12 protein-coding genes are annotated in these 15,527 nt (G+C 71.7%); 6 read left to right on the top strand and 6 right to left on the bottom strand.

The window, feature by feature from the left end:
• The first annotated feature begins 1 nt into the window (after position 1).
• The 3 genes from zwf to pgl are packed head-to-tail and all read left to right on the top strand — an operon-like array spanning position 2 to position 3,434.
• A complete protein-coding gene (zwf, locus tag ACFYWX_RS41560; RefSeq protein ID WP_389430373.1) occupies positions 2-1,525 on the top strand; it encodes a glucose-6-phosphate dehydrogenase in 1,524 nt (507 codons plus the stop codon).
• A complete protein-coding gene (gene opcA / locus ACFYWX_RS41555) occupies positions 1,522-2,655 on the top strand; it encodes a glucose-6-phosphate dehydrogenase assembly protein OpcA (protein ID WP_389430371.1) in 1,134 nt (377 codons plus the stop codon). The genes zwf and opcA overlap by 4 nt, the downstream gene beginning before the upstream one ends.
• Complete coding sequence (gene pgl, locus ACFYWX_RS41550; RefSeq protein WP_389430369.1) at positions 2,652-3,434, top strand: 6-phosphogluconolactonase; 783 nt, start codon at positions 2,652-2,654, stop codon at positions 3,432-3,434. Before opcA ends, pgl begins: the two co-directional genes overlap by 4 nt.
• Before the next feature lie 46 nt (positions 3,435-3,480).
• Here the strand turns inward: pgl and ACFYWX_RS41545 are convergent, their stop codons facing one another.
• From ACFYWX_RS41545 to ACFYWX_RS41525, 5 genes are all read right to left on the bottom strand, one after another.
• Positions 3,481-4,320 carry a carbohydrate ABC transporter permease gene (locus ACFYWX_RS41545; RefSeq protein WP_389430368.1) on the bottom strand — a complete coding sequence of 280 codons (840 nt, stop codon included), beginning with the start codon at positions 4,318-4,320 and terminating at the stop codon, positions 3,481-3,483.
• On the bottom strand, positions 4,317-5,672 hold the full coding sequence (locus tag ACFYWX_RS41540) for an ABC transporter permease subunit (protein WP_389430367.1): 1,356 nt from the start codon (positions 5,670-5,672) through the stop codon (positions 4,317-4,319). Before ACFYWX_RS41540 ends, ACFYWX_RS41545 begins: the two co-directional genes overlap by 4 nt.
• A gap of 2 nt (positions 5,673-5,674) precedes the next feature.
• On the bottom strand, positions 5,675-7,000 hold the full coding sequence (locus tag ACFYWX_RS41535; RefSeq protein ID WP_389430365.1) for an ABC transporter substrate-binding protein: 1,326 nt from the start codon (positions 6,998-7,000) through the stop codon (positions 5,675-5,677).
• 40 nt (positions 7,001-7,040) lie between these two features.
• On the bottom strand, positions 7,041-8,675 hold the full coding sequence (locus ACFYWX_RS41530; protein WP_389430363.1) for a glycoside hydrolase family 13 protein: 1,635 nt from the start codon (positions 8,673-8,675) through the stop codon (positions 7,041-7,043).
• 100 nt (positions 8,676-8,775) lie between these two features.
• Positions 8,776-10,047, bottom strand: coding sequence for an ABC transporter substrate-binding protein (locus tag ACFYWX_RS41525; RefSeq protein ID WP_389430361.1), 1,272 nt, complete (start codon positions 10,045-10,047; stop codon positions 8,776-8,778).
• A 133-nt stretch (positions 10,048-10,180) separates the two neighbouring features.
• Between ACFYWX_RS41525 and ACFYWX_RS41520 the strand changes: the two genes are divergently transcribed.
• The 3 genes from ACFYWX_RS41520 to ACFYWX_RS41510 are packed head-to-tail and all read left to right on the top strand — an operon-like array spanning position 10,181 to position 13,766.
• On the top strand, positions 10,181-10,696 hold the full coding sequence (locus ACFYWX_RS41520; RefSeq protein ID WP_389430359.1) for a PadR family transcriptional regulator: 516 nt from the start codon (positions 10,181-10,183) through the stop codon (positions 10,694-10,696).
• Complete coding sequence (locus tag ACFYWX_RS41515; RefSeq protein WP_389430357.1) at positions 10,693-11,445, top strand: ABC transporter ATP-binding protein; 753 nt, start codon at positions 10,693-10,695, stop codon at positions 11,443-11,445. The genes ACFYWX_RS41520 and ACFYWX_RS41515 overlap by 4 nt, the downstream gene beginning before the upstream one ends.
• Before the next feature lie 38 nt (positions 11,446-11,483).
• Positions 11,484-13,766, top strand: coding sequence for an ABC transporter permease (locus ACFYWX_RS41510; RefSeq protein ID WP_389430356.1), 2,283 nt, complete (start codon positions 11,484-11,486; stop codon positions 13,764-13,766).
• A 66-nt stretch (positions 13,767-13,832) separates the two neighbouring features.
• Here the strand turns inward: ACFYWX_RS41510 and pgi are convergent, their stop codons facing one another.
• Entirely contained in the window at positions 13,833-15,485 is a 1,653-nt protein-coding gene (gene pgi / locus ACFYWX_RS41505; protein WP_389430354.1) for a glucose-6-phosphate isomerase, read from the bottom strand.
• Positions 15,486-15,527: the final 42 nt, after the last annotated feature.

The following is a 15,527-nucleotide window of genomic DNA, read 5'->3' as shown; positions in this document are numbered from 1 at the left end:
CTTGTCAAGCAGCAACCCGCTGCGTGACCCCGCAGACCGACGGCTCCCGCGTATCGCGGGGCCGTCGGGTCTGGTCATCTTCGGCGTCACGGGTGATTTGTCACGCAAAAAGCTGATGCCCGCGGTGTACGACCTGGCCAACCGGGGACTGCTGCCGCCGGGCTTCTCGCTGGTCGGTTTCGCCCGCCGCGAGTGGGCGCACGAGGACTTCGCCCAGGAGGTGCACGACGCCGTCAAGGAGCACGCCCGCACCCCCTTCCGCGAGGAGGTCTGGCAGCAGCTCATCCAGGGCATGCGCTTCGTGCAGGGCACCTTCGACGACGACGACGCGTTCGAGCGGCTGCGCTCGACGATCGAGGAGCTGGACAAGGCGCAGGGCACGGGCGGCAACTTCGCCTTCTACCTGTCGGTGCCGCCGTCGGCCTTCCCTGTCGTCATCCAGCAGCTGAAGAAGCACAACCTGGCCGACCAGACGGGCGGCTCCTGGCGGCGCGCGGTCATCGAGAAGCCCTTCGGGCACAACCTGAAGTCGGCCGAGGAACTCAACGCGATCGTGCACGAGGTCTTCGCGCCGGACCAGGTCTTCCGCATCGACCACTACCTCGGCAAGGAGACCGTCCAGAACATCCTGGCGCTCCGCTTCGCCAACACCATGTTCGAGCCGATCTGGAACCGGTCCTTCGTCGACCACGTGCAGATCACCATGGCCGAGGACATCGGCATCGGCGGCCGCGCCGGCTACTACGACGGTATCGGCGCCGCCCGTGACGTCATCCAGAACCACCTGCTCCAGCTGATGGCCCTCACGGCCATGGAGGAGCCCGCCTCATTCGACGCCGACGCGCTCGCCGCGGAGAAGACCAAGGTGCTCGGCGCGGTCCGGCTCCCCAAGGACCTGGGCCGCGACACCGTGCGCGCCCAGTACGCGGCCGGCTGGCAGGGCGGCGAGAAGGCCGTCGGCTATCTCCAGGAAGACGGCATCAACGGCAAGTCGAAGACCGACACCTACGCCGCGATCAAGCTGGAGGTCGACAACCGCCGCTGGGCGGGCGTCCCCTTCTACCTGCGCACCGGCAAGCGCCTGGGCCGCCGCGTCACGGAGATCGCGGTGGTCTTCCAGCGGGCCCCGCACTCCCCCTTCGACCACACGGCGACGGAGGAGCTCGGCAAGAACGCGATCGTCATCCGCGTCCAGCCCGACGAGGGCGTCACGGTCCGCTTCGGCTCCAAGGTGCCGGGCACCTCGATGGAGATCCGGGACGTGTCGATGGACTTCGCCTACGGCGAGTCCTTCACCGAGTCCAGCCCGGAGGCGTACGAACGCCTGATCCTCGACGTGCTGCTGGGCGACTCGAACCTCTTCCCGCGCACCGAGGAGGTCGAGCTGTCCTGGAAGATCCTCGACCCGATCGAGGAGTTCTGGGACAAGAACGGCAAACCCGCGCAGTACCCGGCCGGTACATGGGGGCCCGTCGAGGCCGACGAGATGCTCGAGCGAGACGGACGGAGCTGGCGCCGGCCATGAAGATAGACCTCACGGACACCACCGCCAGCAAGATCAACAAGGCGCTGGTCCAGGGGCGGCGCGCCATCGGCACGCCCGCCGTCGGCATGGTGCTGACCCTCGTCGTCGTGACGGACGAGGAGAACGCCTACGACGCTCTCAAGGCCGCGGGCGACGCGTCGCACGAGCACCCCTCGCGCACGCTCGTCGTCATCAAGCGCGTCTCACGCTCGCCCCGGGACCGTACGCAGTCCCGCCTCGACGCCGAGGTGCGGTTGGGCGCGGACGCGGGCACCGGCGAGACGGTCATCCTGCGGCTGTACGGCGAGGTCGCCGACCACGCCCAGTCGGTCGTCCTGCCGTTGCTGTTGCCGGACGCGCCGGTGGTGGTCTGGTGGTCGGTGGACGCCCCGCGCGACCCGGCGGGCGACCCGCTGGGCGCTCTGGGCCAGCGCCGTGTCACCGACAGCTACGCCTCGGAGAAGCCCATCGACGAACTGCGGGGCCGCGCCGAGAGCTACGAGCCGGGCGACACCGACCTGGCATGGGCCCGGATCACCCCGTGGCGCTCGATGCTGGCCGCTGCCCTGGACCAGGTCAGCTGCGAGATCGTCTCCGCCGAGGTGGCGGGCGAGGAGTCCAACCCGAGCGTCGAACTGCTCGCCATGTGGCTCGCCGACCGGCTCCATGTGCACGTCCGGCGCGCGATCTCCGCCGGTCCCGGCCTGACCCAGGTCCGGATGGAGACGACCGGCGGCCCCATCACGCTGCACCGGTCGGACGGGGCGATGGCCACGCTGGCGCTGCCGGGCCAGCCGGACCGCGCGGTGGCGCTCAAGCGCCGCGAGACGTCCGAGTTGCTCGCGGAGGAGCTGCGCAGGCTCGATCCCGACGACACGTACGCGTCCGCCCTGCGGTTCGGCGTGGACCGGCTGGGCGGCATCCAGTCGGCCGCGGAGCGGGCCGAGGCCGCCGCGGCGGCGGCCGCTCAGCCCGTGCCGTCCCTCCCGGTCCGCTCGGTACCGGACGCGGCAGCCGCGGACCGGCCGTCCACGCCGGCGCCGTCGGCCGCGGCCCCCTCGGGCCAGGGCGACGCCGACCGGCCCTCTCCGGCGCAGATGCCCCCGGTCAGGAAAGCGGATCCGCAGTGAGCACTCCCCAGCTGGTCGTGCATCACGACAAGGAACTGATGGCGCAGGCCGCGGCGGCCCGGCTGATCACCAGGATCGTGGACGCCCAGGCCTCCCGGGGCCAGGCGTCCGTGGTCCTGACCGGCGGCCGCAACGGCAACGGCCTGCTGGCCGCACTGGCCGCGGCGCCCGCCCGGGACGCCGTCGACTGGGGCCGCCTGGACCTGTGGTGGGGCGACGAGCGGTTCCTGCCCGAGGGCGACCCCGAGCGCAACGTCACCCAGGCCCGCGAGGCACTGCTGGACTCGGTTCCGCTGGACCCGAAGCGCGTGCACGCCATGCCCGCGTCGGACGGCCCGTTCGGCAGTGACGTGGACGCGGCGGCCGCCGCCTACGCCGAGGAGCTGGCCCGGGCGGCCGGCCCCGAGAACCACGGCGCCGTGCCCACCTTCGACGTCCTGATGCTGGGCGTCGGGCCGGACACCCATGTGGCGTCGCTCTTCCCGGAGCTGCCCGCCGTACGGGAGACCGAGCGCACGGTGGTCGGTGTCCACGGCGCACCGAAGCCGCCGCCGACCCGCGTGACCCTCACCCTCCCGGCGATCCGGGCGGCCCGTGAGGTGTGGCTGCTGGCCGCCGGCGAGGACAAGGCCCAGGCCGCGGCGATCGGGCTCTCGGGCGCGGGTGAGATCCAGGCCCCGGTGGCCGGAGCCCGCGGCCGGGCCCGCACCCTGTGGCTCCTGGACACGGCCGCGGCGTCGCAGCTCCCGCGGTCGCTGTATCCACCGGCGTCACCGTGACGGCGCGGGGCCCGGGGCGTGCATGAAGCCCCGGGCCCCGCTCGTCTCACTTCACCGACCCCGCCATCACGCCCTGCACGAAGTGCCGCTGGAACGCGAAGAACACCGCCACCGGCACGATCAGCGACAGGAACGCCCCCGGCGCCAGTACGTCGATGTTGCTGCCGAACTGCCGTATCTGTGACTGGAGTTGGACGGTCAGCGGCTGGGAGGAGCTGTCGGCGAAGAGCAGGGCCACCAGCATGTCGTTCCAGACCCAGAGGAACTGGAAGATGGCCAGGCTGGCGATCGCGGGGCGCCCCACCGGCAGAACGAGCCGGGTGAAGATGCGCCACTCGCTGCCGCCGTCCATCCGGGCCGCCTCCAGCATCTCCTTCGGCAGCTCGGCGAAGTAGTTGCGCAGCAGGAACACCGCGAACGGCAGCCCGTAGGCCACGTGGAAGAGCACGACACCGGGGATCGTGCCGAACAGGCCCAGCTGCCCGAAGAGTTTGGCGACCGGCAGCAGCCCGATCTGTACGGGCACCACCAGCAGCGCCACCACGCCGAGGAAGATCGCCTCGCGGCCCGGGAAGTCCAGCCACGCGAAGGCGTACCCGGCGAGTGCCGCGACGACGACCACGAGCACCGTCGTCGGGACCGAGATCAGCACCGTGTTCCAGAACGCCTGCGTGATGCCCGCGTTCTTCAGCAGCGCCGCGTAGTTGTCGAAGGACAGCTGCCCCGGGCTGGCGAACACCGTCCACCAGCCGCCCTTCGCGGTGTCCTCGGCGGACCGCAGGGAGGACAGGAAGAGTCCGGCCAGCGGTGTCATCCACACCAGGCCGACGACCACGAGGAAGGCCTGGACGAGCCCGTTGCCCAGCCCGCGCCTGACGGCGTTCATCGCTGACTCCTTCGGAAACGACGGACGTTGAAGACCATGGCGGGGATCACCAGCAGCAGGAGCAGCACACCCAGCGCGCTGCCGAGCCCCTGGTTGTTGCCGCCGCCGAAGGACACCAGCCACATCTGCGTGGCGAGCACGGTCGCGTCCTCCTGCACCGGCCCGGGCGCGATGATGTAGACGAGGTCGAAGACCTTCATCACGTTGATCACCAGGGTCACGAAGACGACCGTCAGGACCGGGGCCAACAGAGGGACCGTGATCCTGCGGAAGATCTGCCATTCGTTCGCGCCGTCGATCCGCGCCGCCTCCAGCGCGTCCCGCGGCAGCGCCGCGAGCCCGGCCCCGATCAGCACCATCGAGAACCCGGTCCAGATCCACAGGTACGCCCCGATGATCGCCGGTGTGACGAGCGCGGGCCCGAGCCAGGAGATCCCCTCGTAGGGCGGGGCGAAGTTCGAGGCGGGCAGCTGCACGGCGTACGAGCCGGCGGCCAGCCCCTCGAAGCGGAAGGAGCCGTCGGAGGCGGTGGTGGCCGTGGCGACCGTCTTCCCGCCGCGCACCGCCTCGACCTTCATCTCCGGCAGTCCGCTCTCCCGCCGGTCGACCCTGCCCTGTTCCCCTCCCCCGCCGGGTGTGAAGTCCAGGTAGACGACCCCGCGGAGCTCATCCGCCGCCGCCTTGTGTCCGGCGGCCGCGTACGCGGGCCGGGCGTCGCCCGGCAGGTCCTGGGGCAGCACCCCGACCAGGCCGAGCGCCACCGCGTCCCCCGGCGCCACGCGCGCGCTCGTCCGGTACGAGCCGTCCGCCCCCTTGGTCAGGCCCTGGCCGTCCCTCGCCCGGGCGGACGGGTAGGACGACGTGCCCTCGAAGGCGTCGTGCACGGAGACGACGGCCGCGTTCAGCACGCCCTTGTCGGGGTCCTCGTCGTAGGCGAGCCGGAAGATGATGCCCGCGGCGAGGAAGGACACCGCCATCGGCATGAACAGCAGCAGCTTGAAGGCCGTCGCCCAGCGGACCTTCTCCACCAGCACGGCGAGGACCAGGCCGAGGCCGGTCAGCAGGGCCGGCGCCACGACCACCCAGATCGCGGTGTTGCGGACCGCGTTGAGCGTGGCCGGGTCGCGGAACATCTCCGTGTAGTTCTCGCCGCCCACGAAGCGGGTGCCGGAGGCGTCGAAGAAGCTGCGGCCGACGGAGAACAGGACGGGGTAGACGACGAGCGCGCCCAGCAGGAGCAGCGCCGGGAAGACGAACAGCAGGGCGACGGTCCGGCCCCGCCGCCGGGTGCGCCGGGCGGGCGCGGCACCGGCGGCCGGGGGGCTCGTCTCTTTCACCAGGGTCGAGGTCATGGTCAGCCCTGGTACGCCTTGGCCGCCGCGGTCTCCAGTGCGGCCGCGGTCCGCTTCGGGTCGGACGGGTCGCGCAGGAAGTCCTGCAGCAGCTTCCACTCGCCCGCGCCCTTGGTGCCACCGAAGGCCGCCGGGGCCTGGTCGGACATGTCGAAGCGGACGGAGTCCCCGGCCGTCACGAGGGACTTGGCGGTCGCGCGGGTGACGTCGTCGCCGTACGAGGCGAGGTCGAGCTTCTTGTTCGGGGACAGGAAGCCGCCCGCCTCGGCCCACACGGCCGCGGCCTCGGGCGTCGCCAGGTACTCCAGGAGCGCCTGGGCGGCCTTCTGGTTCTTGCCGTCCTTCAGGACGACGGCCGCGTCACCGCCGCTGACCACCGGTGCCTTGCCGCCGCCGACCGCGGGGAAGGGGAAGAAGTTCGCGTCCTCGCCGATCTTCCTTCCGAACTGGTCCCCCGCGACCCCGGCCACGAAGTCGCCCTCGTAGACCATGCCCGCCTCCGGCTTGGGCCCGAACACCTTCTCCACCGAGCCGGGGAAGTCGGTGTTCAGGGCCCCCTTCTGGCCGCCCGCGACGAGCTGCTTGTCCTTGAAGAGCTTGCCGAGGGTGGTGAGCGCGTCGACCACGCTCGGGTCGGTCCACTTCAGCTGGTGGGCGGCGAGGGCGTCGTACTTCTCGGGTCCGGCCTGGGAGAGGTAGATGTTCTCGAACCAGTCGGTGAGGGTCCAGCCGTCCTGTCCGGCGACCGAGAAGGCGGCGAGTCCGGAGTCGGAGACGGTGTGTCCGGCCTTCAGCATGTCGTCGTAGGTCTTCGGCGGCTGGACCCCGGCCTGGGTGAGGGCGTCGGGGCTGTACCAGACGGTCGACTTGTGGGCGGCCTTGAAGTACAGGCCGTAGAGGGTGTTGTCGACGCTGCCGTAGTTCTTCCAGACGGGCGCGTAGTTGGCGTCCACGGCCTGCCGGGTCTTCGTGGACAGCGGCTTGAGCCAGCCCTTCTGCGCGAACTGCTTCAGCACACCGACCTGCGGGACCATCACCACGTCGGGGGCGTTGCCGCCCTCGATCTTGCTGCCGACGACAGTGGAGACGTTGTCCCCGGTGGACACGAACTGGGTCTTGGCGCCGGTCTTCTCGCCGAACGCGTCCAGGACCTTCTGGAAGTTCTTCTGCTCGCTGCCGGACCAGACACCGGCGACGGTGATCGTCTGGCCGTCGAGCGCCTTGTCGCCGCCGCCGGCCGTGACGGGTCCGCCGCCGCAGGCGGTCGCGCCGAGCGCCAGGGCGAGGGCCGTGCAGCTCGTGAGGAGGGTGGTACGTCGTCGCATCATCGTTGATGTCCCTTCGAGGGGTCGGAAGTTGACGGGCATGTCAGCGGTCGTTGATCCACCAGGCCGCCGTCGAGCCGGGGAGCACCCCGGCCGGGCAGGGGCCGCTGGACAGCAGGGGGGTGCCGGAGACCGGCGCGGGCGTGGGTGCCGTACCGAAGTTGACGGCGCATACGAAGCCGTCACCGTCGTCGCCGCGGACGAAGGCGAGGACTCCGGGCGGGGCGTCCAGCCAGCGGAGCGGGCCCTCGCCCAACTGGGGCAGGGCGGTGCGCAGTTGGAGGCCGTCGCGGTACAGGTGCCAGAAGGAGCGGGTGTCGGCGAGGGCCCGGTCGGTGGCGTGCTCGGCGAACCACTCGGGTTGCGGCAGCCACGGCTTGGCGCTTTCCGCGCCGGAAGTGAAGCCGAACGGGGATGCCTGACCGGACCACGGCAGCGGCACCCGGCAGCCGTCGCGGATGCGGGCGCGGCTTCCGGTGCGACGGAAGATCGGGTCGGTGAGCACATCATCGGGCAGGTCGACGACCTCGGGCAGGCCCAACTCCTCGCCCTGGTAGATGTACGCGGCTCCGGGCAGCGCCAGCATCAGCAGCGCGGCGGCGCGGGCGCGGGCGGCGCCGAGGCCGCTGCCGCCGGGGGCGGGTTCGCCGTAGCGGGTGACGGTGCGGACCTGGTCGTGGTTGTTGAGGACCCAGGTGACCGTCGAGCCGGTGCCGGCGATGTCCTGCATGGCCTCGGAGATGACCTTGTGGAAGGCGTCGGGGTCCCAGGGGGCGCTGAGCAGGTCGAAGAAGAAGGCCTGGTGGAGCTCGTCCGGGCGGACGTACCGCGCGTGTTCGCGTGCGGTGGGGACGGACACCTCGCCGACCAGGAGCCGCTCGCGGCCGTCGCGTGCCGTGTACTCCTCGCACATCGCGCGCCAGTGCCGCCACACGTCGTGGACCTCGGGCTGGTTCCAGGCGAGCGGGTTGACGGAGTCGCGGGTGCGGGCGTCGGCCTCGGGGTCCGGGGAGTCGGGCAGGTCCGGGTGCTTGAAGAGGCCGGCGGCGACGTCGATGCGGAAGCCGTCGACGCCCCGGTCGAGCCAGAAGCGCAGGGTCCGGTCGAACTCCGCCGCCACCTGGGGGTTGCGCCAGTTCCAGTCCGGCTGTTCGGGCGTGAACATGTGCAGGTACCACTGGCCGGGACGGCCGTCCGCCTCGGTGACCCTGGTCCAGGCCGGGCCGCCGAACATGGCGTGCCAGTTGTTGGGTGGCTCGCAGCCGTCCGGGCCGCGGCCGTCGGCGAACTGGAAGCGGGCGCGGGCCGCGCCGCCGGGGGCCGAGTCGAGCGCCTCCCTGAACCACGGGTGCTCGCTGGAGCAGTGGTTGGGGACGATGTCGAGCAGCACCCTGATGCCGAGCCGCCGGGCGGCCGCCACCAGCAGGTCGAACTCGGCGAGGTCGCCGAAGAGCGGGTCCACGTCGCAGTAGTCGGCCACGTCGTAGCCGTGGTCGTGCTGCGGTGAGAGATAGAAGGGGCTCAGCCAGATCCCGTCGACGCCCAGCTTCTTCAGGTACGGCAGTCCGGCCCTGGCCCCGGCGAGATCGCCGATGCCGTCGCCGGTGCTGTCCAGAAAGCTGCGGACGTACACCTGGTAGATCACCGCGTCGCGCCACCAGTGGTACTTACTCAACATGCATGCATGTTAGGTAGGCGTGTCGCGAGGGTGTCAACGAAAAGAACGCCCATCAAGGCCAGATGAGACCTAGGCGTTACTTAACAGGTAACTAGGAGAATTAGCGGTGAGAGATGGCGGCGAGCTCCCGCGCCAGCCGTCGCACCGCTGCCGCGGGCGTCTCGCGCCCCGTCATCGCGTCGTGCACGACCGCCTGCACCACCAGGCTGACCTGGTCGTAGCGCGGGCTCTTGGGGCGCGGGGCGGCCGCGAGCACGCCGGAGCGCAGGGTCGGCAGGTACGGGAACTCCCGCACCAGCTCGGGGTCCTCGTACAGCGCGGCGCGCACGGGCGGCAGCGCGCCCCGGGTGAGGACCTGCCGCTGGACGGGCTCACTGGTGAGATACGCGATCAGGCGCGCGGCCGAGTCGGGGTGCCGCGCATGGGTGTTCACGGCGAGGTCGGAGCCGCCGAGGACGCTCGTGCCGGGCCCGTCGGGGCCGGGCAGTGGCACGGCCCCGATCCTCCCGGCGACCGGTGAGCCCTTGGCGGAGGCGCCGACGTACGCGTACGGCCAGTTGCGCAGGAAGAGCAGGTGGCCGTCCTGGAAGGCCTGCTTGGACTCTTCTTCCTTGTACGTCAGCGCCGCCTTCGGGATCCAGCCCTCCCGCACTCCGCGCGCGAGGAATCCGATGCCTTCGCGGGCGGCTGCCGAGTTCACGGTGACGCGCGCGCCCTCGTCGCCGAGGATCGAGCCGCCCGCCGAGTAGACCGCCTCGGCCGCGTTGACGGTGAGGCCCTCGTACGGCAGGAACTGGCCCGCGTAGCCGTCGAGCCCGTACTTCGGCGCGATGGTCCTCGCGTCGTGCTCCAGCTCGGCCCAGGTGCGCGGCGGCGGGACGCCCTCCTTGGCGAGGATGTCCTTGCGGTAGAGGAGCAGGCCGGCGTTGGTGACGTACGGGACGGCGTACAGCCGGCCGTCGTAGGTCGCCGTGTCCACGACCGGGGGCAGGAAGGTGTCGAGCGGGAAGCGGTCGCGGGGCAGCGGCCGTATCCAGCCGGCGGCCGCGAACTCCGAGGTCCAGTTGACGTCGATGTTGAGGACGTCGAAGCGGCTCCGGTCGCCGCCGCGCAGGTCGGTGGTCATCTGCGCGTGTGTCTCGTCGGCGGAGTCCGGGAGTTCGACGAGGGTGACCTTCTCACCGGGGTGGGTGCGGTTCCAGCCCTCCAGGAGGGGGCCGAGATAGCCGGTGAGGTCGCCGGCGGTGGCGAGCGTCAGAGGACCCCGGCCGCCTGCCGTCTGCTCGTCGGCGCGGGCGCCCGAGGCGACGTAGCCGGTCATGACCACGACGAGGACGAGAAGGCCCCTACCGGCGGCGCGTATCCACCGCATAGGTTCCTCCCTGTACACCTGGCGCCGAGCACCTTCGCCCGGGACCGCAGCCGGCCAGAGGCCATGTATACCTGTTAGGTATGGGCGATACTAGGGCCTGGAGCACATTACGCAGACTAGGAGGACAGCACGAGTGCGCCTGCCCCTCCTGGCTCTCCTCGCGCGCGGCCCGGCCCATGGCTACGAGCTCAAGCAGGACCTTGAGCAACTGCTGGGCTCCGCGTACCCTCAGCCGAATGTCGGCCAGGTCTACGTGACCCTCGGCCGCCTCGAGAAGCAGGGACTGATCGAGGGCGAGGACGTCGAGCAGTCCAGCCGGCCCAACAAGAAGGTCTACCACCTCACCGACACCGGGCGGGAGGCGCTGCGCGCCTGGTTCGAGGATCCCGAGGACGAGCCGCGGGTGCGGGACGAGTTCTTCATGAAACTGGCCCTCGCTCCGCAGACCGGTCTCGCCGAGCAGATCGCCCTCATCAACAGACAGCGGCGCCAGTACCTCAACACCATGCGGCACCTGTCGAAGCTGGCCGCCGCCGAAGACCGCGACAACCGCATCGCCCAGCTCCTGATCGAGGGCGCGATGCTGCACCTGCAGGCCGACCTCGACTGGCTGGAACGGTGCCAGGAAGAGCTGGAGGAGCTGGAGTGAGCGACGAGCGTCCCACTCCTGTGCTGCGCGCCGCCGGGCTGGTCAAGACCCACTACGGCGAGGGCGCGCCCGCCCATGCCGTGCGCGGCGTCGACCTGGCTGTGGCGCCGGGCGAGTTCGTGGCGATCACCGGCCCGTCCGGCGCCGGAAAGTCGACGCTGCTGCATCTGCTGGGCGGCTTGCAGCGGCCGGACGGCGGCAGCATCTGGCTGGACGGCGAGTGCACGGACGCCTACGGCGAGGCACGCTGGGCGGTGGAGCGCCGCAAGCGCATCGGAATCGTCTTCCAGTTCTTCAACCTGGTCTCGAACCTGTCGGTCGCCGACAACGTGGAGCTGCCCGCCCTGCTCGCCGGGGTCTCTCCCCGGCAGGCGCGCGCCGAGCGGCAGGAGCTGCTGGCCGAGCTGGGCCTGACCGGCAAGGAGCGGAGCATGCCGGGCGAGCTGTCCGGCGGTGAACAGCAGCGGGTCGCGCTGGCCCGGGCCCTGGTCAACCACCCGCCGCTGCTGCTGGCCGACGAGCCCGCGGGCAGCCTGGACAGCAAGGGCACCCGCGAGGTGATGCGGCTGCTGTCCCGCTTCCACCACCGCGGGCAGACGATCGTACTGGTCACCCATGACGCACGGCTGGCGAGCGCCGCGGACCGGGTGATCAGCTTCTTCGACGGGCGGATCGCCGACGACGCGGAACTGGACGGCACGCCGACCCGCGGGACCGGGATATCCGGGGTGCTGGAGCTCAGGGACTGACATGCGGTTCCACGACGTCTTCGGGAAGGGCTGACACGGTGCGGGCCACCCTGCGCTGGGCGCACTCCGATCTGCGCACGCACCGCGGCGAGGCGCTGTTCCTCGTCCTCGCCACCGCGGGCATCGTCGTCTCGCTGCTGCTGGCCACGGCGCTCTTCGGATACGCCACCAACCCCTGGCAACGCGTCTTCACGCAGGCGCGCGGCGCGCACGTGTGGATCCACACCGACCCGTCCGCCCAGGTGCGGAAGCTGGCGGAGCTGGACGGCGTCGAGTCCGTCGCGGGCCCCTACCCCACCGCCTCCGCCACCCTCGCCGCCCGCGGCACCCGCGCCTCGGTCGAACTGCGCGGCACGCCCGAGCGGCCCGTCGTCGGCCGCCCGTTGATCACGTCCGGGCACTGGCTGGACCCGGCGACCCCCGACGGCGTGGTCCTGGAGAGCCGCCTCGCCCGCGCCCTGCTCGCCGAACCCGGCGACCCCCTCACCCTGCCCGGCACCACCCGGAAACTCACCGTCCTCGGCATCGCCGACAGCGCCGAACCCCGCTACCGCGCGGGTGAACAGCCGGGCCTCGTGTGGGCGCTCCCGTCCGCCGTGGGCGCCCCCGGCGGCCAGGTCATCGGCCTGCGCCTGACCGACCCCGCCGACACGGACTACGTCGTCCAGCGCGCCGTCACCCTCCTCGGTGCCGGCGCCATCGGCGAGGTCTCCACCTGGCAGCAGGCGCGCGCCGAGGCCCAGGGCGACAACCGGCTGCTGGGGCAGGTGCTGGGTCTGTTCGGGCTGGGCGCGCTGGTCGCCGCCGGGCTCGCCGTGCACGGGGCGATCGCCACCCGCATCCGCGGCCACCTGCGGGACATCTCCGTGCTGAAGGCGATCGGCTTCACCCCGGGCCAGGTCGTGCGTGTCTTCCTGCTCCAGCACACCGCGTACGCGCTGCTGGGCGCCGTGGCCGCGGCTGCGTTCACGCAGGCGGTGGGCAGCCGGATCCCGGGGCGGCTCGGGGACGCGGTCGGCGTCTGGCAGGGGCTGCCCGGGCACACGGTGGCGCTGTTCGCGGTGCCGGTGTGCGCGGTGCTGTTCATCGGCGCGACCACCGGGCTCGCGGCCTGGCGGGCGGGGCGCGTGCCCCCGGTTCCCGTGCCGCGACCCGCGCTCTCGCCCGGGGGGCGGCTGTCGGGCGTGACGCGCCGGGCGCTCGGACTGCGGTTGCCGCCCGGCCTGGTGCTGGGCTGTCACACGGTCGTCACCCGCCGCCTGCGGTCGCTGTCGACGGTGGCCCGGCTCGCGCTGCCCCTGCTGCTGATCGTGGTCGCGATGAGCGCCTGGACCACCATGGACCGCTTCCACAGCAGGCCCGAACAGGTCGGTCTCCCGACCGCCCTCACCGTCCACGCGGACGCGGGCCTGAGCACCCGGGACGTCCGGGCCCTGCTGGAGCGCGACCCGCAGGTCGCCGCCGCCTACCCGGGTGTCGAGGTGGCCGCCCTGGTCCCGGGGCAGACGGCCACGATCGCCCTGCGCGGCCTCGGCACCCGCCAGGAGCCGTACCCGTACGCCCTGGCCGAGGGGCGCCTCGCCCGCGATCGCGACGAGGCGGTCGCCGGACAGGGGCTGCTCGACCTGCTGGACGTACGCGTCGGCGACTGGGTGCGGATGACGGTGGGCGACCAGCCGCAGATCCTGCACATCGTGGGCCGCAGCATCGAGCCCGAGAACGCCGGCCGGGTCATCTCCACCTCGCTCGACACCCTCCGCGAGAACGACCCGCGCCTGACGCCCGGCCTCTACCAGCTGCGGCTGCGCCCCGGCGCCGACCCGCACGCGGTCGCCGGCCGGCTGGCCACCGCCGGGCACGGACACCTGGACGTGCACACCGTGACCAACCCGGCCGACGGGCTCTCGCCACTGCGCGGGGTCGTCGTCGGCCTGATCGCCGTGCTGGCCCTCATCGGGCTGATCGAGCTGCTCACGGCGATCGGCGCCACCGTGCGCGAGGGTGAGCGGGACCTGCTCGCGCTCAAGGCCATCGGCCTGTCCCCGCGCCAGATCACAACCGTCACCGTCACGGCCACCGGCTGCACCGCCCTGGCCGCGGTCCTCGCCGGTATGGCACTGGGCCTGCCCCTCGCGCACTGGCTGATCGACGCCCAGGGCAGGTCCAGCGGCATCGGCCCGGGCATCGCCCAGGGGCCGTCGCCGGCCCTGCTGGTGCTGTTCGGCGCGGCCGCGGTGCTGGGCGCGGCCGCGCTCGCCGCCCTCCCCGCGGCCCGTGCGGCACGGCGTCGGCTCGCCGACACGCTGAGCGCGGTGACCTGACGGGTGCCGGGGGACTCCCGGAGAACTCGGGGCGGGCTCGCGGCGGGCTCCGGGAGCTTCCCGGGGTCACTGCCTGCCGCGCAGCTCCCGGTACGTGGCGACCAGGGCCTTCGTCGACGCGTCCAGGCCGGGGACGTCGGCGCCCTCGGTGAGCGCGGGCTCGACGCGCTTGGCAAGGACCTTGCCGAGCTCGACGCCCCACTGGTCGAAGGAGTCGATGTTCCAGACGGCTCCCTGGACGAACACCTTGTGCTCGTAGAGGGCGATGAGCTGGCCGAGGACCGACGGGGTCAGCTCCCGCGCGAGGATGGTGGTCGTCGGGTGGTTGCCCTTGAACGTCTTGTGCGCGACCAGTTCCTGCGGCACCCCCTCCGCGCGTACCTCGTCGGGCGTCTTGCCGAAGGCCAGCGCCTGGGTCTGGGCGAAGAAGTTGGCCATCAACAGGTCGTGCTGCGCCTTGAGTTCGTCGCTCAGCTCGGCGACCGGCTCGGCGAAGCCGATGAAGTCCGCCGGGATCAGCTTCGTGCCCTGGTGGATGAGCTGGTAGTAGGCGTGCTGGCCGTTGGTGCCCGGGGTGCCCCACACGATGGGCCCGGTCTGCCAGTCGACCTCGCGCCCGTCCCGGCCGACGTACTTGCCGTTGGACTCCATGTCCAACTGCTGGAGGTACGCGGCGAACTTGGACAGGTAGTGCGAGTACGGCAGCACCGCGTGCGACTGGGCGTCGTGGAAGTTGCCGTACCAGATGCCCAACAGGCCGAGCAGAAGGGGAGCGTTGGACTCGGCGGGCGCGGTCCGGAAGTGCTCGTCGACGAGCCGGAAACCGTCGAGCATCTCGCGGAAGCCGTCCGGGCCGATGGCGATCATCAGGGACAGGCCGATGGCGGAGTCGAAGGAGTAACGTCCGCCTACCCAGTCCCAGAACTCGAACATGTTCGCCGTGTCGATGCCGAACTCGGAGACCTTCTCGGCATTCGTCGACAGCGCCACGAAGTGCCGGGCGACGGCGGCCTCGTCACCGAGCGCGTCCACCAGCCAGGTGCGGGCCGAGGTGGCGTTGGTGATCGTCTCGATCGTGGTGAACGTCTTGGAGGCGATGATGAACAGCGTCTCGGCCGGGTCGAGGTCACGGATGGCCTCGTGCAGGTCGGCGCCGTCCACGTTGGAGACGAAGCGGACCGTGAGGCCGCGGTCGGTGTAGCTGCGCAGCACCTCGTACGCCATCGCCGGGCCGAGGTCGGAGCCGCCGATGCCGACATTGATCACGTTCCTGATGCGCCGGCCGGTGTGGCCGGTCCAGGCGCCGGAGCGGACGCGGTCCGCGAAGTCGGCCATCTTGTCCAGGACGGCGTGCACGGCGGGGACGACGTTCTCCCCGTCGACCTCGATCACCGCGTCGCGCGGGGCGCGCAACGCGGTGTGCAGCACGGCGCGGTTCTCGGTGGTGTTGATCTTCTCGCCGCGGAACATGGCGTCCCTGAGGCCGAAGACGTCGGTGGCGGCGGCGAGCTCGCGCAGGAGCCGCAGCGTCTCGTCGGTGACGAGGTGCTTGGAGTAGTCGATGTGCAGGTCCCCGACCTGCAGGGTGTACCCGCCGCCGCGTCCGGGGTCGGCGGCGAACAGCGCACGCAGCCGCACCTCCCCCAGTTCCTCACGGTGCTTGGCCAGAGCGGTCCACTCGGGCGTCTGGTTGAGCCTGGCACGGCCGTCTGCGTTCATCTCGGACTTCAGCCCTCTTTCCTAGCTGTCCCTGCTGCGTAC

This window comes from Streptomyces sp. NPDC002888, assembly GCF_042888465.1.
Taxonomy (GTDB): Bacteria; Actinomycetota; Actinomycetes; order Streptomycetales; family Streptomycetaceae; genus Streptomyces.
Note: the sequence above shows the minus strand (reverse complement) of the source record. Positions and strands in the feature narration are given on the sequence as shown.

What these genes read in the sequence shown, in the direction of transcription:
- ACFYWX_RS41525 (WP_389430361.1), bottom strand. Translation starts at nt 10,047, where the DNA reads ATGCGGTGGATACGCGCCGCCGGTAGGGGCCTTCTCGTCCTCGTCGTG.
- ACFYWX_RS41535 (WP_389430365.1), bottom strand. Translation starts at nt 7,000, where the DNA reads ATGATGCGACGACGTACCACCCTCCTCACGAGCTGCACGGCCCTCGCC.
- opcA (WP_389430371.1), top strand. Translation starts at nt 1,522, where the DNA reads ATGAAGATAGACCTCACGGACACCACCGCCAGCAAGATCAACAAGGCG.
- pgi (WP_389430354.1), bottom strand. Translation starts at nt 15,485, where the DNA reads ATGAACGCAGACGGCCGTGCCAGGCTCAACCAGACGCCCGAGTGGACC.
- ACFYWX_RS41530 (WP_389430363.1), bottom strand. Translation starts at nt 8,675, where the DNA reads ATGTTGAGTAAGTACCACTGGTGGCGCGACGCGGTGATCTACCAGGTG.
- ACFYWX_RS41545 (WP_389430368.1), bottom strand. Translation starts at nt 4,320, where the DNA reads ATGAACGCCGTCAGGCGCGGGCTGGGCAACGGGCTCGTCCAGGCCTTC.
- ACFYWX_RS41540 (WP_389430367.1), bottom strand. Translation starts at nt 5,672, where the DNA reads ATGACCTCGACCCTGGTGAAAGAGACGAGCCCCCCGGCCGCCGGTGCC.